General features: G+C 72.6%; 21 protein-coding genes. 12 read left to right on the forward strand and 9 right to left on the reverse strand.

Going from position 1 to position 20,996, the window contains the following annotated elements; translation table 11 throughout:
- Positions 1–4: 4 nt before the first annotated feature.
- Positions 5–1,021 (reverse strand): Lrp/AsnC family transcriptional regulator, encoded by a 1,017-nt coding sequence (locus BMY97_RS17045; protein ID WP_091617817.1) that lies wholly within the window; start codon positions 1,019–1,021, stop codon positions 5–7.
- Between the two features lie 124 nt (positions 1,022–1,145).
- Here BMY97_RS17045 and BMY97_RS17050 point away from each other — a divergent pair, with 124 nt between their 5' ends.
- The 4 genes from BMY97_RS17050 to BMY97_RS17065 are packed head-to-tail and all read left to right on the forward strand — an operon-like array spanning position 1,146 to position 5,179.
- Positions 1,146–2,345, forward strand: a complete 1,200-nt coding sequence (locus tag BMY97_RS17050; RefSeq protein WP_091617818.1) for a M20 metallopeptidase family protein — start codon at positions 1,146–1,148, stop codon at positions 2,343–2,345.
- A gap of 4 nt (positions 2,346–2,349) precedes the next feature.
- Entirely contained in the window at positions 2,350–2,553 is a 204-nt protein-coding gene (locus BMY97_RS17055; protein ID WP_091617819.1) for a hypothetical protein, read from the forward strand.
- On the forward strand, positions 2,550–3,980 hold the full coding sequence (locus BMY97_RS17060) for a sodium:solute symporter family protein (RefSeq protein ID WP_091617820.1): 1,431 nt from the start codon (positions 2,550–2,552) through the stop codon (positions 3,978–3,980). The genes BMY97_RS17055 and BMY97_RS17060 overlap by 4 nt, the downstream gene beginning before the upstream one ends.
- Positions 3,977–5,179: a metal-dependent hydrolase family protein gene (locus tag BMY97_RS17065; RefSeq protein ID WP_091617821.1), complete on the forward strand. Its 1,203-nt coding sequence runs from the start codon at positions 3,977–3,979 to the stop codon at positions 5,177–5,179. Before BMY97_RS17060 ends, BMY97_RS17065 begins: the two co-directional genes overlap by 4 nt.
- 8 nt (positions 5,180–5,187) lie before the next feature.
- Here BMY97_RS17065 and BMY97_RS17070 read toward each other — a convergent pair whose 3' ends face one another.
- Complete coding sequence (locus BMY97_RS17070; RefSeq protein ID WP_091617822.1) at positions 5,188–6,570, reverse strand: S8/S53 family peptidase; 1,383 nt, start codon at positions 6,568–6,570, stop codon at positions 5,188–5,190.
- A 166-nt stretch (positions 6,571–6,736) separates the two neighbouring features.
- Here BMY97_RS17070 and BMY97_RS17075 point away from each other — a divergent pair, with 166 nt between their 5' ends.
- The gene (locus BMY97_RS17075; RefSeq protein WP_245787349.1) at positions 6,737–7,912 is read left to right on the forward strand and encodes a low temperature requirement protein A; all 1,176 of its coding nucleotides are present in this window, start codon (positions 6,737–6,739) and stop codon (positions 7,910–7,912) included.
- Positions 7,913–7,968: 56 nt separating this feature from the next.
- Here BMY97_RS17075 and BMY97_RS17080 read toward each other — a convergent pair whose 3' ends face one another.
- From BMY97_RS17080 to BMY97_RS17100, 5 genes are read right to left on the reverse strand one after another with little or no spacing between them, the layout of a single operon-like run.
- Positions 7,969–8,760, reverse strand: a complete 792-nt coding sequence (locus tag BMY97_RS17080; RefSeq protein WP_177231381.1) for an alpha/beta fold hydrolase — start codon at positions 8,758–8,760, stop codon at positions 7,969–7,971.
- Between the two features lie 9 nt (positions 8,761–8,769).
- Positions 8,770–9,825, reverse strand: a complete 1,056-nt coding sequence (locus tag BMY97_RS17085) for an NAD(P)H-dependent flavin oxidoreductase (RefSeq protein WP_091617823.1) — start codon at positions 9,823–9,825, stop codon at positions 8,770–8,772.
- Positions 9,822–10,547, reverse strand: a complete 726-nt coding sequence (locus BMY97_RS17090) for a CoA-transferase subunit beta (protein WP_091617824.1) — start codon at positions 10,545–10,547, stop codon at positions 9,822–9,824. The genes BMY97_RS17085 and BMY97_RS17090 overlap by 4 nt, the downstream gene beginning before the upstream one ends.
- Positions 10,544–11,407: a CoA transferase subunit A gene (locus BMY97_RS17095; protein ID WP_091617825.1), complete on the reverse strand. Its 864-nt coding sequence runs from the start codon at positions 11,405–11,407 to the stop codon at positions 10,544–10,546. The genes BMY97_RS17090 and BMY97_RS17095 overlap by 4 nt, the downstream gene beginning before the upstream one ends.
- The gene (locus BMY97_RS17100; protein ID WP_091617826.1) at positions 11,404–12,156 is read right to left on the reverse strand and encodes an enoyl-CoA hydratase family protein; all 753 of its coding nucleotides are present in this window, start codon (positions 12,154–12,156) and stop codon (positions 11,404–11,406) included. Before BMY97_RS17100 ends, BMY97_RS17095 begins: the two co-directional genes overlap by 4 nt.
- Positions 12,157–12,232: 76 nt before the next feature.
- On the opposite strand from BMY97_RS17100, the gene BMY97_RS17105 reads away from it, so the two are divergent.
- The 4 genes from BMY97_RS17105 (at position 12,233) to BMY97_RS17120 (ending at position 15,405) form a co-directional block, all read left to right on the forward strand.
- A complete protein-coding gene (locus BMY97_RS17105; protein WP_091617827.1) occupies positions 12,233–12,979 on the forward strand; it encodes an SDR family oxidoreductase in 747 nt (248 codons plus the stop codon).
- Positions 12,976–13,875, forward strand: a complete 900-nt coding sequence (locus tag BMY97_RS17110; RefSeq protein ID WP_091617828.1) for an SDR family oxidoreductase — start codon at positions 12,976–12,978, stop codon at positions 13,873–13,875. The genes BMY97_RS17105 and BMY97_RS17110 overlap by 4 nt, the downstream gene beginning before the upstream one ends.
- Positions 13,876–14,046: 171 nt before the next feature.
- Positions 14,047–14,754, forward strand: a complete 708-nt coding sequence (locus BMY97_RS17115) for a DUF2306 domain-containing protein (protein ID WP_091617829.1) — start codon at positions 14,047–14,049, stop codon at positions 14,752–14,754.
- A gap of 75 nt (positions 14,755–14,829) precedes the next feature.
- On the forward strand, positions 14,830–15,405 hold the full coding sequence (locus tag BMY97_RS17120) for a pyridoxamine 5'-phosphate oxidase family protein (RefSeq protein WP_091617830.1): 576 nt from the start codon (positions 14,830–14,832) through the stop codon (positions 15,403–15,405).
- Positions 15,406–16,018: 613 nt separating this feature from the next.
- Here the strand turns inward: BMY97_RS17120 and BMY97_RS17125 are convergent.
- Positions 16,019–16,384: a VOC family protein gene (locus BMY97_RS17125; RefSeq protein ID WP_425425283.1), complete on the reverse strand. Its 366-nt coding sequence runs from the start codon at positions 16,382–16,384 to the stop codon at positions 16,019–16,021.
- A gap of 64 nt (positions 16,385–16,448) precedes the next feature.
- Positions 16,449–17,606, reverse strand: a complete 1,158-nt coding sequence (locus BMY97_RS17130) for a steroid 3-ketoacyl-CoA thiolase (RefSeq protein ID WP_091617832.1) — start codon at positions 17,604–17,606, stop codon at positions 16,449–16,451.
- A gap of 250 nt (positions 17,607–17,856) precedes the next feature.
- Here BMY97_RS17130 and BMY97_RS17135 point away from each other — a divergent pair, with 250 nt between their 5' ends.
- The 3 genes from BMY97_RS17135 to BMY97_RS17145 are packed head-to-tail and all read left to right on the forward strand — an operon-like array spanning position 17,857 to position 20,996.
- Positions 17,857–19,083, forward strand: a complete 1,227-nt coding sequence (locus tag BMY97_RS17135; RefSeq protein ID WP_218156790.1) for a cytochrome P450 — start codon at positions 17,857–17,859, stop codon at positions 19,081–19,083.
- Positions 19,084–19,136: 53 nt separating this feature from the next.
- Positions 19,137–19,925: a transglutaminase-like domain-containing protein gene (locus BMY97_RS17140; protein ID WP_091617834.1), complete on the forward strand. Its 789-nt coding sequence runs from the start codon at positions 19,137–19,139 to the stop codon at positions 19,923–19,925.
- Positions 19,926–19,973: 48 nt separating this feature from the next.
- Positions 19,974–20,996: a YhjD/YihY/BrkB family envelope integrity protein gene (locus tag BMY97_RS17145; RefSeq protein ID WP_425425284.1), complete on the forward strand. Its 1,023-nt coding sequence runs from the start codon at positions 19,974–19,976 to the stop codon at positions 20,994–20,996.

The following is a 20,996-nucleotide window of genomic DNA, read 5'->3' on the forward strand; positions in this document are numbered from 1 at the left end:
AGCGCTAGTCCTCGCGGGCCGTCACCGGGGCCCAGAAGTCCAGCGGCACCCGGCCCGCGGCCAGGCCGGCGTCGTCCAACAGGTGACCCATCAGCTTGACACTCCGCAGCGTCACGGCACGGTCCACGATCTCCAGCCACGGCAGTTTCGCGGCCAGGGAACTCTCCAACGGGACCGTGTCGTGCTGCGAGTTGAGCCAGACCACCAGCATCAGGTTCGCCGCACCGCTGATGGCGGCGCACATCCGCACCTCCGGCAGCATCGCCAGTGACCGCGCGGTCGTCTCCAGCTTGTCCGGCGGCACGCGCAGCCAGAGCATCGCCGTGACGGGCGCGGGGGACAGCGGGCGGGCGATTTCGCAGCGCAGCCGTACCGCGCCGCGGGAGACGAGCGCGTCCAGCCGCCGCAGCACGGTGCTCGCCCCGACCCCCAGCTTCAGCGCCAGCGAGGCCGCCGAAACCCGGGCGTCCTCGCCCAGCGCCAGGATCAGCGTGTGGTCGAGTTCGCCGAAGCGCAGCGGCGAGGACGGGCGGGTGACCGGCGCGGCGAGCGCCTCCCGCTGGTCCGGCGAGATCGCCCGCACCCGCCAGCGGCTGCCCTCGGTGAACAGCCGCGGCGAAACCACCGTCCGCGCCGCGATCACACCGGGCAGGGTCGACAGGCGGTGGATCGCGTAGTCGCCGATCGCGCGCAGCGTCGGCGCCACCACGTGGACGTGCAGGTCGCAGTGCCCGGCCAGGTACTCGACGGTCGCCACGTGCGGGTCGGCCGCCAGCACCCGCGCCACCCGCAGCGCCTCCCCGGGCGCGCAGTCGACCTCGAGGAACGCCAGCGCCATCTGCGCGACCAGCTCGCCGCCGGGGTACGCGGTCAGCCAGGCCTCGCCCCGGGCGACGAGCGCGTCCCAGCGCCGGGCGGCCGTGGTGGCGCCGACCCCGAGCGTGCGGCCCAGCACCGACCACGACGTCCGCGGGCCGGTCTGCAGCGCGTCGAGGAGTTTGAGGTCGCTCTCGCTCAACATGGCCGATCCTTCGTATCCGGGCGGGGTTTCTGGCGGATTCCCGCGATTCCGGCGGCGGTTGTGTCCGACTCTCGCATCATCTTCGGGCCACCTTATGCCGACGATCCAGCGAGGGAGTCCCCCTGTGACCTTGCGCTCCGACGCCGCCGCCCTGCAGCCCGAACTCGCCGCGCTGCGCCGCGACCTGCACCGAACCCCCGAGGTCGGCCTCGACCTGCCGCGCACCCAGGCGAAGGTGCTCGCCGCGCTCGACGGCCTCGGCCTGGAGACCAGCATCGGCCGGGGCCTCAGCTCGGTCACCGCGGTCCTGCGCGGCGGCGGCGGGACCGGCGGCACCGTGCTGTTGCGGGGCGACATGGACGCCCTGCCGGTGACGGAGGCGTCCGGCGAGGAGTTCTCGTCCGAGATCCCCGGCGCGATGCACGCCTGCGGGCACGACCTGCACACCGCCGGGCTCGTCGGCGCCGCGAGGCTGCTCTCCGCGCGCCGGGCGGAGCTGCCCGGCGACGTCGTTTTCATGTTCCAGCCCGGCGAAGAGGGCTGGGACGGCGCGGGGCACATGATCGAAGAGGGCGTGCTGAACGCGGCGGGCCGCCCGGTCGACGCCGCGTACGGGCTGCATGTCTCGGCTTCGCGGCACAAGCGCGGGATGTTCACCAGCCGCCCGGGCCCGCTGATGGCCGCGTCCGAAGCGGTGAAGGTGCGGGTGGTCGGCGCCGGCGGGCACGGCTCGTCACCGGAGATGGCGCGCGACCCGATCCCGGCCGCGTGCGAGATGGTCACGGCCCTGCAGACGCGGATGACCCGCGGTTTCAGCGCGTTCGAGCCCGTGGTGCTCACCGTCGGCAGCTTCCACGCGGGCACCCGGCGCAACGTCATCCCGGACGACGCGGTGTTCGAGGCCACCGTCCGCTCGTTCGACCTGGGGGTCGGCGACCGGATCAGGACCGAGGTCCTGCGCGTCTGCGAGGGCATCGCCGCGGCGCACGGGCTGGACGTCGAGATCGCCTACGAGCCCGAGTACCCGCTGACGGTCAACCACGCCGAGGGGCACGAGTTCATCGCCGAAACCGTGCGCGAGGTCTTCGGCGAGGAGCGCTTCACCGAGCTGCCGAACCCGATGACCGGCGCCGAGGACTTCTCGCGGGTGCTCCAGCGGGTGCCGGGCGCGTTCGTCTTCCTGGGCGCCGTCCGCGGCGACGACCCGGACCACGCGCCGGGCAACCACTCGCCGCGTGCCGCGTTCGACGACTCGGTGCTCGCCGACGGCGCCACCCTGCTGGCCGAGCTGGCCTGCCGCCGGCTCGCGGCTCTGGCAGCGTGAGCGCATGCGCAGCTACCACCTCCCGCCGATCCTGCCCGTGATCGCGCTGGTCCTGATGCCGTTCCTGCCGTTCGTCAACTCCGCCGGGCTGTGGCTCGGGATGCCGAAGATGCTGGTGTGGGGCGGCTTCTGGTGCCTGATGTTCACCCCCGCGCTGCTGCTGTCCGAGCGCCTGCTGGCGCGCGCGGGCGAGGAGGATGGCCGATGATCCTCGCCTTCACCCTCGTCGGGATCGTGCTGATCGGCGTGCTCGGGTTCGTCGGGCGCCGCCGTCCCGCGGCGGACCTGGCCGAGTGGACCGTCGGCGGCCGCAAGTTCGGCGCGCTGACCATGTGGTTCCTGCAGGCGGGCGAGGTGTTCACCACCTTCACCTTCCTGGGCATGGCCGGGCTCGCGTTCTCCGGCGGCGTCGCGGCGATGTACGCGCTGCCGTACGTGCCGATCGCCTACGTGGTCCTGTTCTTCCTCGCCAAGCGGATCTGGGTGATGGGCAAGGAGCGGGGTTACCTGACGCAGGGCGACTTCCTGGAGGACCGGTTCTCCAGCCGCGCGCTCGGCACGCTCTCGGCCGTGCTGGGCGTGATCTTCGTGCTGCCGTACCTGCAACTGCAGATCACCGGCCTCGGCCTGATCGTCCGGCTGGTCACCGGCGACACGGCCTCGGGCAACCTGAGCATGGTGGCGGGCAGCGTGCTGGTGGTCGCGTTCGTGCTGTGGGCCGGGTTGCGCGGGGTCGCGGCGACCTCGTACTTCAAGGACGCGATCATGCTGGTGGTACTGGTGGTGCTGATCATCGCCGTGCCGGCGCACTTCGCGGGCGGCGTGTCCGGGGTGTTCCACAAGATCGAGCAGCTGCACCCGGAGAAGCTGTTCATCCACGCCGGCGCGAACGACCAGACCTGGTTCATCACCAGCATGCTGGTCAGCGCGATCGGCGTCGGGCTGATGACGCTGCCGCACACCTGGCCCGCGCTGATGTCCGCGCGCGACCCGAAGGTGCTGCGCCGCAACTACGCCTGGATGCCGCTCTACGAGCTGTGCCTGCTGCTGCCGATGATCATCGGGTTCGCCGCGATCCTGGTGGTGCCCAAGGGAAGCGACCCCAACGGCGTGCTGCTGACGCTGAGCAAGGACGCGCTGCCCGGCTGGGTCACCGGCCTCGTGGTGGTCGCCGCGACGGCGACCGCGATGGTGCCCGCGGCCGGCATCCTGATCGGCATCTCGTCGCTGGTGGCGCGCAACATCGCGCGGGTGCGCGGGGAGCGCAGGCAGTTCTGGATCAACCACGGCACGGTCGTGCTGGCCAGCGCGCTGGCGCTGGTGCTCGGCATCTTCCGGCCGGACCTGCTGGCGAACCTGCTGCTGCTGACGTACTCCGGCTCGGTGCAGCTGGCGCCGGCGAACCTGCTGGGGTTCCTGAAGAAGGTCCCGGTGGGCAAGGTGCCGGTGTTCGCCGGGCTGATCGTCGGCGAGGTCGTGGTGATCTGGCTGACCTTCTTCGACACGAAGCTCGCCGGCACGGTCAACGTCGGCCTGATCGGGCTGGCCGCGAACGTGGTGGTGCTCGCCGTCGCGGCGGGGCTGGAGCGGGCGCTTCGTCCCGAAGCCCCGGCCAGGCAAGGAGAAACGGCATGAGCAGGACTGTGTTCGCGGGTGGCTCGGTGTTCGACGGCACGGGCGCCGCGCCCGCCGAGGCGGACGTGGTGGTCGAGGACGGACGCATCGTCGACGTCGGCCCCGGCCTCGACGGCGACCGGGTGGTCGACTGCACCGGCGCGACGCTGCTGCCCGGCCTGTTCGACTGCCACGTGCACGTGACCGTGTCGGAGATCGGGCTGCTGCCGCGGGTGCAGAAGCCGTTCTCGTACCAGTTCTACGAGGCGGCGCGGAACCTGTGGACCACGCTGAAGCTCGGCATCACGACGGTGCGCGACGCGGCGGGCGCCGACCTCGGCATCAAGCAGGCGGTGGACGACGGCCTGATCCCCGGGCCGCGGCTGCAGATCGCGATCGGCCTGATCAGCCCCACCGGCGGGCACGGCGACGGCTGGATGCCGTCCGGCCACTGCGTTCCGCTGTCGCTCCCGCACCCCGGGCGGCCGGACGCGAAGGCGGACGGGCCGGACGAGATGCGCCGCGTCGCCCGGACGCTGCTGCGCGCGGGCGCGGACGTGCTCAAGGTCTGCACCACCGGCGGCGTGCTGTCACCGCGCGACGACCCGCGGCACTCGCAGTTCACGCTGGAGGAGCTGGACGTGCTCGTCACCGAGGCGCGGATGCAGGGCCGCGCGGTGATGGCGCACGCACAGGGCGCGGAGGGCATCAAGAACGCCGTGCGCGCCGGCATCCGTTCGATCGAGCACGGCATCTACCTCGACGACGAGGCGATCGAGCTGATGCTCGTGAACGGCACCTGGCTGGTGCCGACGCTGGTGGCGCCGGTGAACGTGATCCGCGCGGCCGAGCAGGGCGCCTCGCTGCCGGACGCGGTGGTGCAGAAGGCGAGGGAGGTCGTGGAGGCGCACGCCGATTCCGTGCGCCGCGCCGTCGCCGCGGGGGTCCGCGTCGCGATGGGCACCGACAGCGGCGTCGGCCCGCACGGGACCAACCTGGAGGAGCTGGAGCTCATGCGCTCCTGCGGGATGAGCCCGGCCGACGTCCTGGTGGCGTCCACCTCCTCGGCCGCCCGTTTGCTGGGCATGGACGGCGACCTCGGCCGGCTGGCCCCGGGGCACCGCGCGGACCTGGTCGTGGTGGCCGGCGACGCGTACGACTTTCCGGCACTGGCGGGGAATGTCCGGGAGGTGTGGCAGGACGGGGTGCGGGCGGTGTAGGCCGTGATTCAGAAGGCGCCGAGCCCGGACGGCACCCCCAGCCCGGTCGGCCCGTCCCAGCCCGGCGCTGAAGTGCAGACAGCGGCCTTGAACGGGGCGCAGCCCTGCTGGGAGTTGGAACCGTTCGCGATGTCGGTGAGGCTGCCCGCCGGGGCGCGGTACAGCGTGTTCGGACCGTCCACACCGGACAGATGGCCGCCGCGGGCGTAGAGGCCCGCGACGAACGGCGCGGCCGCGCTGGTGCCGCCGGCCACCAGCCAGCCGGACTTGCCGCCGGCCGGGGCGTAACCGCGGTAGACGGCGACGCCGGTCAGCGGGTCGGCGACGGCGGCGACGTCCGAGCCGGCCCGGTGCCCGTCGCAGTTCGCCGTGACGGCGGCCGGCTGGCCCTGGGCCGGGCCGAGGTCGAGCGCGCAGCCGCTGCCCGCGCCGACCCACCGCTGCTGCTGCTCGCCGGCCGGCGTGAACAGCCCGCCCCAGGCGTGCTGCGTGAACGACCCGTTCGCGCCGGTCAGCGACGTCCCGCCGACCGAGGTCACCCACGGCAGCTCCTGCGGCCACAGCTGCGCGCCGCCGAGGTAGCCCCGGTCGCCGGAAGCGGCGAGGACCGCCATGCCCGGGTGGTGCAGCGCGACGGCCGGGGCGCCGGTGCCCAGGTAGCCGCCCTGCGAACCGGTCGGGATGCCGTAACTCATGCTGACCGCGTTCGAGCCGAGGCCCGCCGCGTACTTCACCGCCGTGCCGAAGTCGTCGGCGAGCGGGCCGGGCTGCTGCAGCAGTACGGCGCCGAGCAGGCGCGTGACGTCCATCGGGATCTGGACCATCGAGAGCCGGCAGCCGGGGCACGCGGCCGAAGCCAGGTCCAGGTCCAGCGCCGTCTCGGTGGCGTAGGACTCCTCGACGCTCGCGAGGTCCTTGTCCGGCGCGAGCGGCGGGCCGCCGTGGTAGTCGCTGACCTTGAGGCAGCCGTTCGCGGTGGTGCACGGGGGCAGGCCGAACCGGCTCCGGTAGGTGCCGAGGTCCGCCTCCAGCGCCGGGTACGCGCCGATGCCGACGATCGTCACCATCCCCTTCGCGCCGGTGGCCGGGTCCGGCAGCCCGAACGCGCGCGCCAGCTCGGCGGGGCTGAAGCCCGCGGGCGCCGGTGTGGTGAGCGGGCTCGCCGACGTCCGGTCCTGCGCGACCACCCGCGCGAGGCAGCCGAGATCGACCTGATGGCCTTGCACGACGCCGCCGCACGGGTCGTCGAGCGTGTGGCTGTCGCCCAGGGTCCCGTTGCGCAGGGCCGACGAGACCGCGGCCGTCGAGCTTTCCGGCGGCGCCGCCACGGCGGTCCCGGCGAGACCCGTGACGAGGAGGACGGCCGCGGCGGCGACCCGACCCAGCTGCATGATTTCTCCGTTCGCGAGGACCGGCGACGTCCCAGGCCTACACCGGCGCGGGTCGCTCGGCAGCGGCGGCCACCCGGCCGGGTGACGGCGGCCGTCGCTCTACTGTGGACGGACCGCGGGGCCCGCGCCGCCGGCGCCCCGGGATCTGCCCGCTACTGTCGCCGCCGTGAGCGAAAACCCGGAGGGCCCGGCCGAAGAGCGGCACGCGTCCTGGCTGGAGCTGTTCTTCGACCTGGTGGCCGTCGCCGGGGTGGGCCAGCTCGCCCACCTGGTGCACGGCAGTGCCTCGTGGGCGGACGTCGGGCTGTACGTGGTGTGCTTCCTGGCCTTCTGGACGGCCTGGATGTGCTTCACGGTGTACGGCAATGTCGTCGGCGGCGCCGTGAAGACCATGCCGGTGCTGACGGCGATGGCGGGCCTGGTGGTGATGGCCGCGTCGGTTTCGGGCATCCACGGTGACCACGCGAAGGTCTTCGCCGTCGCCTACGTCGCCGTCCGCGTGCTGTCGGACCGGATCTGGGAGCACCGCGGCGACGGCGCCCGGGTGCTCGTCGACTGGCCGGTGGCGCAGGTCGGCTTCGGCGTGACGCCGTGGCTGATCTCGATCTGGGCGCCCGGCCCGTGGCGGTACTGGTTGTGGGCGCTCGGCGTGCTGGTCGACCTGGTGATCACCTTCACCCTGTCCGGCAAGCGCCTGACCGAGAGCGTCACGGCCAGGCTGGCGACCCGCCCCGGCCCGGCCGTCCAGGCGACCGCCGCACGCTTGGACACGGCGCACTTCGGCGAACGGCTGGGGCTGTTCACCATCATCGTGCTCGGCGAGGGCGTGCTGACGGTGACCGACGCGATGGCCGAGGCGCCGAAGTGGAGCGGCCCGCTGTACTGGACCGTGTTCGCCGCGCTGGGCCTGCTCGCGACGCTGTGGGGGGCCGCGCTGCGCGAGGGCTCCGGCGGGATCGGCGTACCTCGCCCCGGACCGGCTGAAGCCACGGGTGCTGCTGCCGCTGCACTGCCTGGTCGCGGGCCTGCTGGCGGCGTTCGCGAGCGGCCTGGGCGACGCCATCGAGGCCGTCGAGCACGAGCACATCGAGGCCTCCACCCGCTGGCTGCTGGCCGGCTGTATCGCGGCGCTGGCCGTGATCGGCGCGCTGGCCGGGCTGAAGTCCGGCCGACGCGGCTGGTGGGCCGCCGTGGTGCTGGTCCCCGGGCTGCTGCTGCCGGCCGCCGTCGGCTTCTTCGGCGGGAGCCTGGCCCCGGCCCGGGTGCTGTGGCTGCTGGTGCTCGCCGCGGGCGCGGGCCTCGGCGGATGGTTCTTCGCGCGGCGGGCCTCGGCGCGCGGTGAGGCGGGCCCGGCGTAGGCGATTCTACTGCTGCCCGGGGCGTTTCCCGCCGTGGGGCTCAGCCGGCCAGCAGGTCCCGCAGCGCGGCCGCGAACTTCGCCGGCATCCGTTGCGGCGCGAGGTGCGAGCCGGGCACCTCGGTGAACGGCAGGCCCAGCTCCAGCGCCAGGATCCGGGCCGGCTGGTAGTGGTAACGGCCGCGGCTGCCCTCCCCGGCCACCGGCAGGATCTCGGTGCTCGCGCGGCGCAGGGCGCGCAGGTCGGGCAGGTAGTCGAAGAACTCGGTCAGCTCGCGGTCGAACAGCCGGGCCCAGTCGGACTCGTTCGGCAGCCGCAGGTTCGGCAGGTCGGGCAGGGCGGCGCCCGCGATGGCGTCGGCGAACCGGGTCACCGCGCCCATCAGGTCACCCGAACGGGCCAGCCGCACCTGTTCCGCGGCGGCCGCCAGCCAGCCGGCGGCGTCGGGCATCAGCTGCACCGCGGGCGGCTCGTGCGCCACCAGCACGCTCACCCGGTCCGGGTGCCGCGCCACCAGGTCCAGCCCGATCAGCGCGCCCGCGCTGGTGCCGAACACCGGGATCGCGCCGGCGCCGAGGTGGTCGAGCACCGCGAGCGCGTCGTCGGCCTGCACGGACACCGGCACCGGGCCGGTGGTGCTGTCCGTGCTGGCGAAATGCCCACGGCGGTCATAGGTGACGACGGCGTGGTCGGTCTCCAGCTGCTTGCGCAGCGCGCGGTACGCCTCGCCCGACCCGGTCCCGCCCGGGATCAGCAGCAGCAGCGGACCCGCCCCGCCGACGCGGACCTGCAGCTCGCCGTCCGTGATCGGGCACCGGCTTTCCGGGATCATGCAATGAAGTCAAGCACAACACCCGTCGCCGAGGCGCCGCAGGATCGCCTCCGCGTCGGCCACGATCGCCTCGATCAGCCCGGCCACCGGCGGCAGGTCGCGCAGCAGCCCGACGACCTGCCCGGACGCCAGCACCCCGGCCGCGCGGTCGCCCTCGACCAGCCCCGCGCGCAGCAGCATCGGGGTGTTCGCCGCCATCAGCACCTGCGCCCAGCCGCGGTCGCCGCCGCGGCGCATGCGCACGCCCTCGCGTACCAGCGCGGGCCAGGAAAGCCCGCTCAGCCTGCGGAACCGGGCGGCGTTGGCGACCGCCCGCGCGAGCCCGGTGACCCAGCCGGAGCGTTCCAGCGCGTCGACCAGCTCCGTGCGCAGCACCCGGTGCGGCATCCCGTCGACCTTGCGCGTGACGACGGTGCCGTTGAGGTCGTGGTCCAGATAAGCCTGCTTGACGGCGTCGGGCACGGTGCTCTCCCGCGTGAGCAGGAACCGCGTGCCCATCGCGATCCCGGCCGCGCCGTAGGCCAGCGCGGCGGCCAGCCCGCGCCCGTCGAAGAACCCGCCCGCGGCCACCACGGGGATGTCGACGGCGTCGAGCACGGACGGCAGCAGCAGCGTCGTCGCGACCCCGCCGGTGTGCCCGCCGCCCTCACCGCCCTGCACCACCACGGCGTCCGCGCCCCAGGCGGCCACCTTTTCGGCGTGCCGCGCCGCGCCGACCGACGGCAGCACGACCACGCCGTGGTCCTTCAGCTTCGTGATCAGGTCCCGCTTCGGCGCCAGCGCGAACGAAGCGACGCACACTCCCTCTTCGATCAGCAGGTCGACGCGGCGGGCAGCGTCACCGGCGTCCGCGCGCAGGTTGACGCCGAACGGGTTGGCGGTGCGGGCCTTCGTCTCCTTGACCGCGGCGGCCAGCTCGTCGAACGTCATCGTGGCCGAGGCCAGGATGCCCAGCCCGCCCGCCTCCGCCGTCGCCGAGACCAGGCGCGGGCCCGCGACCCAGCCCATCCCGGTCTGCACGACGGGGTGACGGACGCCGGCCAGCTCGGTCAGCGCCGTCTTCATCGGGGAACCTCTTTGTCCCGCAGCGAATCCGGGTCCAGCCTGGTGCGCAGGATCTCCAGCTCGCCCGCCGTCGGCAGCCGCGTCTCCACGGTGTCCGAGGTGCCCAGCGGGAACGACGTCGCCTCGGTGACCTCGTCGACCGACACCCCGGGATGCACCGACAGCAGCCGCGGCGCGTGGCCCGGCCCGCCGAAATCGAGCACGCCCAGGTTGGTCACCACGCGGTGGACGTCGTGGTACGGCAGCGAAAGCTCGCTCGCGCGTTGATAACCGACGCCGGAGACGACGTCCACCTGCTCGACGAAGACCCGTTTGCCGTGCCGGGGAACCCAGTAGCTGGTGCGGTGGTTCACCGTGTTGCCGGGCCCGCCGCGGACGCCGAGCAGCTGCTTCACCGGCTTCCCGTGCGGCCCGATCGCGGAGATGTTCTGGTTGCCGTGCCGGTCGACCTGGTTGGCGCCCATCACGACGTGCCGTTTCCCGTGCGGCACCACGGTGTCCAGCACCTTCCGGAACGGCTGCCAGCCCTCGACCACGCCGTCGGCGGTCACCAGCGACGCCTCGCCGTCGGAGAGCAGGATGTCCGGCTCGAAGGTCAGCCGCGCGAGCTTCGCGCCCAGCGCGGGGATGAAACCCATGGGGCTGACCACGATCTCGCCGTCCCCGCGGAACAGGTCGGCGCAGGCGGCCACGCAGACTTCCGCCCGGGTCACGTCGCTCATGCCGCCTCCTCGGAGAATTCCTTGACGGCCTTCTGGTAGTGGGCTTCATCGCCGCTCAGGAACTGGTCCACAAAGGACGGCCACTGGGCGGGATCTTTGGCCGAGGCCGCGTAGTGCCGCTGGAACCGCTCGTCCCGCCCGTAGTCCGGCGTGGCGGTGGTGAAATGCGCGCCGTGCGGGGTTTCGACGACGCCGTGCACGCTCGATCGGTTCAGCAGCAGGCTCTGCACGGGCCCGGCGGCGGTCAGCTCCGCGGTGTCGACGATCCGCTCGGCCGAGACGTAACAACGGTCGGCGGCCAGCGCGTACAGCTCGTCGAAGTACGGGTCCGGGCCGAGGTACTGGGCGTTGCCGCGGGCGTCCGCGCGGTTGAGGTGGACGAGTGCGGCGTCGAGGCGCAGCGCGGGGACGGCCAGCAGCTCCTCGCCATCGGCGTACGGCGAGCGGACGGTGCGCAAGCCCGGGTTCAGCGGCACCACGTCGGAGCCGAGGCCCGCGCGCGTGGGCAGGAACGGAAGCCGTTGCGCGGCCGCGGAAAGACCGGTGCCGAGCACCCCCTCGTCGTACTCCGTCACGGCGATCGAGCCGGACTCGCGGGCGCGGTTGAACCACGGGTCGAACGGCACCGAGTCGAGCGTCACGAAGCCGAACACCAGCCGCTTGATCTTGCCCGCGGAGGCGAGCAGGCCGACGTCCGGGCCGCCGTAGGAGACCACCGTCAGGTCCTTCAGCGGCGAGCGCAGGATCGCGCGCACCAGCGCCATCGGCTTGCGCCGCGAACCCCAGCCGCCGATGCCGAGTGTCATGCCGTCACGCAGTTCGGCGACCACCTCGTCGGCGGTCATCCGCTTGTCGGTCAAGGCTTTTCCCTCCCGTCCAGGAACTCCTGCCGGGCACCGTCGGACACGCCCGCGAGGTTGAGCTGGAAGGTGAAGCCCTGCTCGAACCGGTAACTGCGGTGCACGGGTTGCACGTCGATGCCGTTGATGGCCTGTTTCGCCGCGCGGATCACGCGAGTGTCCTTCGCCGCGATGCGCCGCGCGAGGGCGAGCGCCGTTTCGTACAGCTCTTCGCGCGGCACCACCGCGTACACAGAGCCGTGGTGGTGAAGCTGTTGCGCGGTGATCGTCGACGCTGTGTAGTACAGCGCGCGCATGAGGTGCTGGGGCACGAGCCGCGCGAGGTGGGTGGCCGCGCCGAGTGCGCCGCGGTCCACCTCGGGCAGGCCGAACTCGGCGTCCTCGCTGGCCACCACCACGTCGGCGTTGCCCACCAGCCCGACCCCGCCGCCGAGGCAGAACCCGTGCACGGCCGCGATCACCGGCACCGCGCAGTCGTAGACCGCGGAGAACGCGGCGGCGCAGCCCTCGTTCGCGCCGATCAGCGCGCTGTAGCCGGGATCGCGCTGGATCTCCTTGATGTCGACGCCCGCGTTGAAGCCGCGACCTTCGGCCCGCAGGACCACCACGTGCGTGCCCGGGTCGCGGCCGGCCTGCTCGACGGCCGCGGCCAAGTCGAACCAGCCGCGCACGGTCAACGCGTTCACCGGGGGCGCGGCCACGGTCACCACCGCGATGCCGGGCTCAGGGGAGTGCGTGGAAATGGTCATCGGCGCCCCTCATGGGTTACAAACCTAGCACTTGCTTGGTACGTTAGCACGGGCAAGGCGACGCGGGAGGTCGGTTGTGGCACTGGATCTTCGGCTGGACGGCGCGGTGGTGCTGGTGACCGGCGGGACGCGCGGCGTCGGCGCCGGGATCGCCTCGGTGTTCCGGCAGGCAGGCGCTTCGGTGGTCACCTGCGGGCGCACCGGCGAAGCGGCGCCGGGCTTCGTACGCTGCGACGTCCGCGATCCCGCCGATGTCACGCGGCTGGTCGACGAGGTCGTCTCGCGTCACGGGCGGCTGGACGTGCTGGTCAACAACGCCGGCGGAGCACCCTTCGCGGACACGGCGACGGCGTCGCCGCGCTTTCACGACAAGGTGGTGGCGCTGAATCTGCTGGCGCCGCTGACTGTCGCGCAGGCGGCGAACGCCGTGATGCAGAAGCAGGACGGAGGCGGGGTGATCGTGAACGTGAGCAGTGTCAGCGCGTTGCGTCCTTCGCCGGGCACGGCCGCGTACGGCGCCGCGAAGGCGGGGCTGGACAACCTGACGGGGACACTCGCGGTCGAGTGGGCGCCGAAGGTGCGGGTGAACGCGCTGGACGTCGGCATGGTGCGGACCGAGGCGTCCGATCATTACGGCGACCCGGCGGCGGTGGGCGCGACTGTCCCGTTGGGACGGTTGGCGGAACCGGAAGAAGTGGGCCGGTGCGCGGTGTTCCTGGCGTCGCCGCTGGCCTCCTACGTGAGCGGCGCGCGGCTCGCGGTGCACGGCGGCGGCGAGTCGCCGGCGTATCTGAGCGCGGCCGAGCGGACGGGAGTGAAATGAGCGGGCTGGTCGAAGGACGCGTTGTGGTGGTCACCGGCGCGGGGCGCGGGATCGGGCGGGCGCACGCGCTGGCGTTCGCGGCCGAGGGTGCGCGGGTGGTGGTGAACGACGTCGGCGCGGCACGGGACGGCAGTGCCGGCGGTGACGCCCCGGCCGACCTGGTGGCGGCCGAAATCCGGGCGCTGGGCGGAAAAGCCGTGGTGAACACCGACGACGTCGCGGACTGGGCCGGAGCCGCCCGGCTGGTGTCGACGGCCGTCGAGGAGTTCGGCGCGCTGGACGTGCTCGTGGCGAACGCCGGCTTCCTGCGCGACCGGATGCTGGTGAACCTGGCCGAGGACGAGTGGGACGCCGTGATCCGCGTGCACCTGAAGGGACACTTCGCGCCATTGCGGCACGCCGCGGAGTATTGGCGCACGGAGGCGAAGGCGGGGCGCACGCGGGCGGCGCGGGTCGTGATGACGAGTTCGGGTGCCGGGCTGCTCGGCAGCGTCGGCCAGGGCAACTATTCCGCGGCCAAGGCCGGGATCCTCGGCCTCACCACGGTCGCCGCCGCCGAGCTGGGCCGGTACGGCGTGACGGTGAACGCCATCGCCCCGGCGGCGCGCACGCGCATGACCGAGGGCACGTTCGACATGGCCGCCCCCGAAGGCGCTTTCGACGCGATGGCGCCGGAAAACGTGTCCCCGCTGGTGGTGTGGCTGGGCTCGGCGGAGTCGGCGGGCGTCACCGGCCGGGTGTTCGAAGTGGACGGTGGCCGCGTCGTCCTCGCCGACGGCTGGCGCCACGGCCCGGCCCGGGACAAGGGCGCGCGGTGGGAGCCGGGGGAGCTGGGACCGGTGGTGGCCGAACTGCTGGCGTCGGGCGAGAATCCGGAACCGGTGTACGGCGCTTGAACCCCGCCCGAGGTGACGGATGCCGATGCTCCTGTCCCGCGGCGGGGTGGTCGATTTAGGCAATTGCCTATATTGACCTCACCGGGCGCTCTCTGACTGACTTGACCGGGTCCACCGCGGCGAATGCGTCGCGGTTCTTCGGTGTTCTCGGGTCAGCAGGGGAGCTTTCGCGTGTCCGCAACAGTCATGTCACCGGCCGTCCGCCGTCGCTGGTGGTGGTTCCTGTGGGGTCTGCTGGCCCTGCTGGCGACCGGCATCGCGGCCTACTTCGTGCCGCCGTACCTGACCGGGAGCTCGGCCGTCCCGATCGACCGGGCCATCGTGGGCTACTACGCGAGCCTGGTGGTGCACGCGCTGCCGGCCGGCCTGACGCTGATCATCGGCCCGTGGCAGTTCGTGCCGCGGCTGCGGGCCCGTTTCCCGAAGCTGCACCGGGTGCTGGGCCGGGTCTACCTGATCTCGGTCGTCGCGGCCTCGGGGGCGGCGGCTTACGCGTCCGCGGTCACGACGAGCGGTTTCGCCTTGCAGGTGGCGTTTTACCTGTTGATCGTGGCGTGGTTGTACACCGCGGCCCAGGCCTATCGGACGATCCGGCGCCGCGAGATCGCGTTGCACCGGGTCTGGATGATCCGCAACTACGCGCTGACGTTCGCCGCGGTCACGCTGCGGGTCTACCTGATGATCGGCATGCGGGTCCTGCCGTCGTCGGTGCCGTTCAAGGACATCTACACCGCGGCCGCGTGGGCGGGCCTGCTCGGCAACGTGCTGATCGCGGAGTACTTCATCATCCAGCGCACGCTGGCCCCGCTGGCCCGCCGTGCCCCGCGCTCCGGGTCGGCGGCCGGCAGCCCGGTCGCGGAGCCGTCGGCGGCGGTCTGATGCTTGTGGGCCCGGTTTTGCCGCTCTACCTGGGTTTTCCCGGTTTTGTCGGTGCCGGGTGCGACACTGCTTGGCATGGCTGACTGGCAGACTTTCGCGGCGGCGGCCCCGTCGCTCGCAGACCGGGTGAGAACGCGTTTCACCTCCGCGGAGAGCCACATCCTGGCCACCCTCCGCCGGGACGGCTCCCCGCGGGTGAGCGGCTCGGAGGTGAACTTCCAGGGCACCTCGCTCTACATCGGCTCGATGTCCAACGCCGTCAAAGCCCGGGACCTCCTCCGCGACCCCCGCTTCGCCCTCCACGCCCACCCCGGCGACCCCACCACCGACGGCGACGCGAAGCTGGCTGGTCTCGCCACGGAGGTGACGGACCCGGTGCTGGTGGCCCAGATTGTGGGCGGTGGCGAGCAGAGCGGCGGCGAGCCGGGCGGTGGCGAGGGGAGCGGTGGTGAGGGGAGTGGTGGTGAACAGGGCGGTGGTGAACAGGCCGTTGAGGAACAGAGCCACCTGTTCCACCTAGACATCCGCGAAGCCGCACTGACCTGGGTCGCCGACAACACCCTGTTCGTCGAGTCTTGGAAGGAGGGAAGGGGCCTCGTCCGCTTCGCCCGCCCGGACAACGGCCCAGCCATCCGCACCGACCTGGACTAACCCCGACCACGACGGCCCTCGACCGGAACCGCACTCGGCCGCGATGGCGCTGGGCCGCGATGGCGCTGGGCCGCGATGGCGCTGGGCCGCGATGGCACTCGGCCACGACGGCACTCGGCCACGACCGCACTCGACCGCGATAGCGCTGGGCTGCAAGGGTGCTGGGCTGCGATGGCACTCGGCCGCAAGGGTGCTGGGCTGCGATGGCACTCGGCCGAAACGGCGCTGGGCTGTGGTGGCGTTCGGCTGTGGTGGTGCTGGGCCGCGGCGGTGTTCGGCTGTGGTGGCGTTCGGCCGCGACAGCGCCGGGCCGTGGTGGCGCTCGGCCGAAACGGCGCTGGGCTGTGGTGGTTCGGCTGTGGTGGCGCCCGGCTGTGGCGGCACTGGGCCGCGACCGCGCCCGGGCACCCAGCGTCCGGCACCCGGCACCCGGCGGCGAGATGCCGGATGGCGGGATGGCCGTCTGGCCGGTGGCGGGAGGCTTGGTGGCGGGGAGGGTGGCGGGATATCCGGTGCCGGCAAGCCTGGCGGGATGCTTGGCAGCGGGATGCCTCGCGGCGGGAAGCCCGCCGGCAATGTCGCCGAGCTGTCGCGCCGCCCGGCCCACCAGCGGTCAGGGGTTGGTCCACAGGCAGAACGGATGACCGGCGGGATCGAGGTAGACGCGGACGTGCTCCTGGGGCTGGAAGGCCGCGAGCTGCGCGCCCGCGGCCTCGGCCTGGGCGGCGGCTTCGGCCAGGTCGTCGGCTTCGATGTCCAGGTGCAGCATCATCTGCTGGTCGCCGGGGTGTGCGGGCCAGGACGGTGGCAGGTGGTCCTCCTCCCGCTGGAAGGAGAGGCCGGGGCCGCCGCCTTCGGGGCGGAGGGTGACCCAATCCGGGTCGTCCGCGCCGAGCGGCCAGCCGAGCAGGGCCTGGTAGAAGCGCGCCAGCTTCCGTGGCTCCGGTGTGCCCAGAACGGTCGAGGTCAGCCGCATCATCGCGCCAGCCTAAGCCGTGCGACGCGGGCGGACAGGTGGGCATCCTGGTACGGAGCCCGGGGGGTCAGATCCGTTCGATGATCGTCGCCGTGGAGAGGGCGCCGCCGGCGCACATGGTGATCAGGGCGGTGCTCGCGTCGCGGCGTTCCAGTTCGTGCAGGGCCGTCGTGAGCAGGCGGGCGCCGGTGCTGCCGACCGGGTGGCCCAGCGCGATGGCGCCGCCGTTGACGTTCACGCGGGTTTCGTCCGGGCGGTGCACCTGAAGCCACGAAAGGACCACCGAAGCGAACGCCTCGTTGATCTCGAACAGGTCCGGGTCGCCGATCGTCATGCCGGCCGAGGCCAGCACGCGCGAGGTCGACTGCACCGGGCCGTCCAGGTGGTAGTACGGCTCGGCACCCACCAGCGCCTGCGCCACGATCCGCGCGCGCGGGCGCAGGCCCAGCTCGCGGGCTCGCGAAGAATCCATCAGCAGCAACGCCGCCGCGCCGTCGGAGATCTGGGACGACGTGCCCGCCGTGTGGATCCCGTCCGTCACCACGGGCTTCAGCCGGGCCAGACCGTCCACAGTGGTCTCCCGCAGCCCCTGGTCCCTGGTCACCAGGCGGGTTTCCCCCGTCGGCGCGCCATCGGCGAGCACCGGGGCCTTCACCGGCACCACCTCGCGGTCGAAGTGCCCGGCTTCCCACGCGCGCGCCGCCTTCTGCTGTGACGCCGCGCCGAACGCGTCCACGTCCGCGCGCGTCAGCCCGCGCCGCACGGCGATGCGCTCCGCCGCGCCGTACTGGTTCGGCATGTCGATGGACCACGACGCCGGCCGCGGGCTCCCGCTGTCGCCGCGGTTCGCGCCGAGCGGCACGCGGCTCATCGCCTCCGCGCCACAGGCAACGCCCGCGGAGATCGCGCCCGCCGCGATCAGGCCCGCGATCAGGTGCGTGGCCTGCTGGGCCGAGCCGCACTGGGCGTCGATCGTCGTCGCGCCGGTGGTTTCGGGCAGGCCCGCGTGCAGCCACGCGGTCCGGCTCAGGTTCCCGGCCTGCTCGCCCGCCTGCGTCACGGCCCCGCCGATCACCTGCTCGACCAGCGCCGGGTCCAGCCCGGCCCGCTCCAGCAGCGCGCTCTGCGCGGCGCCCAGCAGCTCGGCCGCGTGCAGCCCGGCCAGCCAGCCGCCGCGCTTGCCGATCGGCGTCCGCACGGCCTCGACGATCACCGGCTCGCCCATGGGTCTCCTCCGTTCGTGGGAACACTCCAAAACTAGAACACGTTTCGATTCCAGACAAGGCCGCCCAGCAACTCCGGTATTTTGATCTTGACCCAGTGAGCGCTCGCTCACCTGCGCTTATTGACCCTTCATCGGTCAAGTAAACGGGTTTCACTGAGATGGGTTCCGTAAGTTAACACCGTATGCTCCAATGAGGCTTAGAACGTGTTGCAGTGTGGGAATCAGCGCCGAACCCGTGCAGGAGGCAGCCGTGGCCGCTCCGCTTTTCCCCACCGGTTTCGATTTCACGGACCCGGATCTCTACGCCAGCCGACTGCCGCTGGCCGAGTTCGCGGAGCTCCGGCGAACCGCGCCGGTCTGGTGGAATCCCCAGCCGATGAACACCGCCGGTTTCGGCGACGACGGTTACTGGGTCGTCTCGCGACACCAGGACGTCAAGGAGGTCTCCCGCGACAGCGAGCTGTACTCGTCGTGGGAGAAGACCGCGATCATCCGCTTCGACGACCAGATGACGCAGCAGAACCTCGAGGCCAATCGCCTGGTGCTGCTGAACATGGACGCCCCGCAGCACACGAAGCTGCGGCGCATCGTCTCGAAGGGCTTCACCCCGCGCTCCATCGCGAAGCTGGAGGACACCCTTCGCGACCGCGCCGAGCGCATCGTCGCCGAGGCGCGCAAGAAGGGCGAAGGCGACTTCGTCACCGACGTCGCGTGCGAGCTGCCGTTGCAGGCGATCGCCGAGCTGATCGGCGTGCCGCAGGAGGACCGGCTCAAGATCTTCGACTGGTCCAACCAGATGGTGGCCTACGACGACCCCGAGTACGAGCTCGAGCCGCTCACCGCGTCCGCCGAGATCGTCGGCTACGCCTGGAACATGGCCGAAGAACGCCGCCGCTGCCCGATGGACGACATCGTCACCAAGCTCGTGCAGGCGGACGTCGACGGCGAGTCGCTCGGCTCCGACGAGTTCGGCTTCTTCGTGATCCTGCTGGCCGTCGCGGGCAACGAGACCACGCGCAACGCCATCACCCACGGCATGAAAGCCTTCCTCGACCACCCGGACCAGTGGGCGCGCTACCGCGAGGAGCGGCCGAAGACCGCGCCGGACGAGATCGTCCGCTGGGCCACGCCCGTGGTCGCCTTCCAGCGCACCGCCACGCGTGACACCGAGCTCGGCGGCGCGCACATCCGCAAGGGCGACCGGGTCGGGATGTTCTACAGCTCCGCCAACTTCGACCCCGAGGTGTTCGACGAGCCCGAGCGCTTCGACGTGTTCCGCGAGGACAACCCGCACGTCGGCTTCGGCGGCACCGGCTCGCACTACTGCATCGGCGCGAACCTCGCCCGGCTGGAGATCGACCTGATCTTCAACGCGATCGCCGACGTGATGCCGAACATCACCGAGGCCGCGCCGCCGGAACGGCTGCGCTCGAGCTGGATCAACGGCATCAAGCACTACCAGGTCCGCTACGGCTGAGCGCGCGGGCCGTGCGGGCCGCGCGGGCCGGGCCGGGCGGGCATGATGGCCCGATGGTCCAAGCCACCGTCGACGTCGAGTTCGGCGTCCGCGTCACCAAGCCCGGCCTCGCCGCCGTCTCGATCGCCGCGGCGCGCGCCGACGAGGACGAGCTGACGGTCTCCGGCGGCGGGTCGCCGCGGCTCGCCGAGTTCGAGCACGGCACCCGCGCGGAGGTGTACGACCTGCCCGAGGGCGAGCACCGCGTCACCTACCACGGCGTGCGCACGCTTCGCCGGGCCTCGGCCGAGCCGGTCACCCTCGCCGACCTCGCCCGCTACACGCGCCCGAGCCGCTACTGCCCGTCCGACCGGATGGGCGGGCTGGTGCCGCCCGCGGTCTACGCCGCCGAGGGCGACGCGGCGCGGGTGCGCGCGATCGTCGAGCACGTGAACGGACGGCTCGCGTACGTCGTGGGCTCCGGGCGCCCGACCGACGACGCGATCGACACGCTGCTGGCCGGCGAAGGCGTCTGCCGCGACTTCGCGCACGTCTGCGTCGCGCTCTGCCGGATCGTCGACATCCCCGCGCGCTTCACCGCCGTGTACGCGCCGGGCCTGCGGCCGATGGACTTCCACGCCGTGTTCGAGGCCGCGGTCGGCGGCCACTGGCAGGTGTTCGACGCCACCCGCCTCGCGCCGCGCCAGACCATGCTCCGGATCGCCACCGGCCGGGACGCCGCCGACACCCCGTTCCTGGCCACGCTCGGCTGCGAACTCGACTTCCTCGGCGCCACCGTCTTCGCCACCACCGACGGCGCGCTGCCCGCCGACGACGGGGACAAAGCGGTGACACTGGCCTGAACGCGTGTCCGGTGCGACAAACCGGGGCGCGCTGGGTAGACAGGCATCGTGAAGCGTTCCCGTGACAGTCCCGGGCCCAGCCGATGGGCCAGGGCGCGGGCCCGGTACCGGTGGCTCGACCACCTGGCCCGGGCCACCAACCGGTATCTCGAGTACGGCGGCTACCACTACGTCGCCTCGATCACCTACTTCAGCCTGCTTTCGCTGGTGCCGTTGCTGATGCTGTCCTCATCGGCCGCCGGCTTCGTGCTGGCGACCCAGCCGCAGCTGCTCGACTCGCTGGTGCACGCGATCTCCGGCACGCTGCCGGGCACGCTCGGGGACAAGGCCACCGACCTGCTGACCGGTTTCGTCGAGCAGCGCACCGGCGTCGGCCTCGCGGGCCTGGTCGTCGGGCTGTACTCGGGCTGGAACTGGATGAACGCGCTGCGGGACGCGCTCACCGCGATGTACGGCCAGAACCGCTCGGACCAGCCGCTGCTGCGCGCCATCCTGGTGGACGTGCTCGCGTTGCTGGGCCTGGCCGGCGCGTTGCTCGTGTCGTTCGGGATCAGCGTGTCCGGCACCGCGGTCGGCCGCTACCTGCTGAGGCTGGTCGGGGTCACCGACCAGAGCTGGGGCCACGCCGTGCTGTCGGCCACGTCCGTGCCGCTGGCGCTGCTCGCGGACTGGCTGGTTTTCCTCTGGGTGCTCACGCGGCTGCCGCGCGAACGGGTCGGCTGGCGCAGTGCGATGCGCGGCGCGGTGGCCGCGGCGATCGGCTTCGAGCTGCTGAAGCAGGCGGGCGGCTTCTACCTGACGTTGATCGGCGACTCGCCCTCGGGCGTCGCGTTCGGCTCGGTGATCGGCCTGCTGTTCTTCATCTCCCTGATCGCGCGGATGCTGGTCTACATCACCGCGTGGACGGCGACGGCCGGTGACGCCCCGCGCCAGCCGATCCCGCCGCCGTCACCGACCACGCTGCGGCCGGTGGTCGCGCCGAAGTCGAACGGCGCCGTGCCCGCGGCCATCGGCGTGGTCCTCGGGGCGCTGGGCACGCTGTTCGCCTTGCGCGGCCGCCGCCGGGACTAG

The organism is Amycolatopsis saalfeldensis (assembly GCF_900110575.1).
Taxonomy (GTDB): Bacteria; Actinomycetota; Actinomycetes; order Mycobacteriales; family Pseudonocardiaceae; genus Amycolatopsis; species Amycolatopsis saalfeldensis.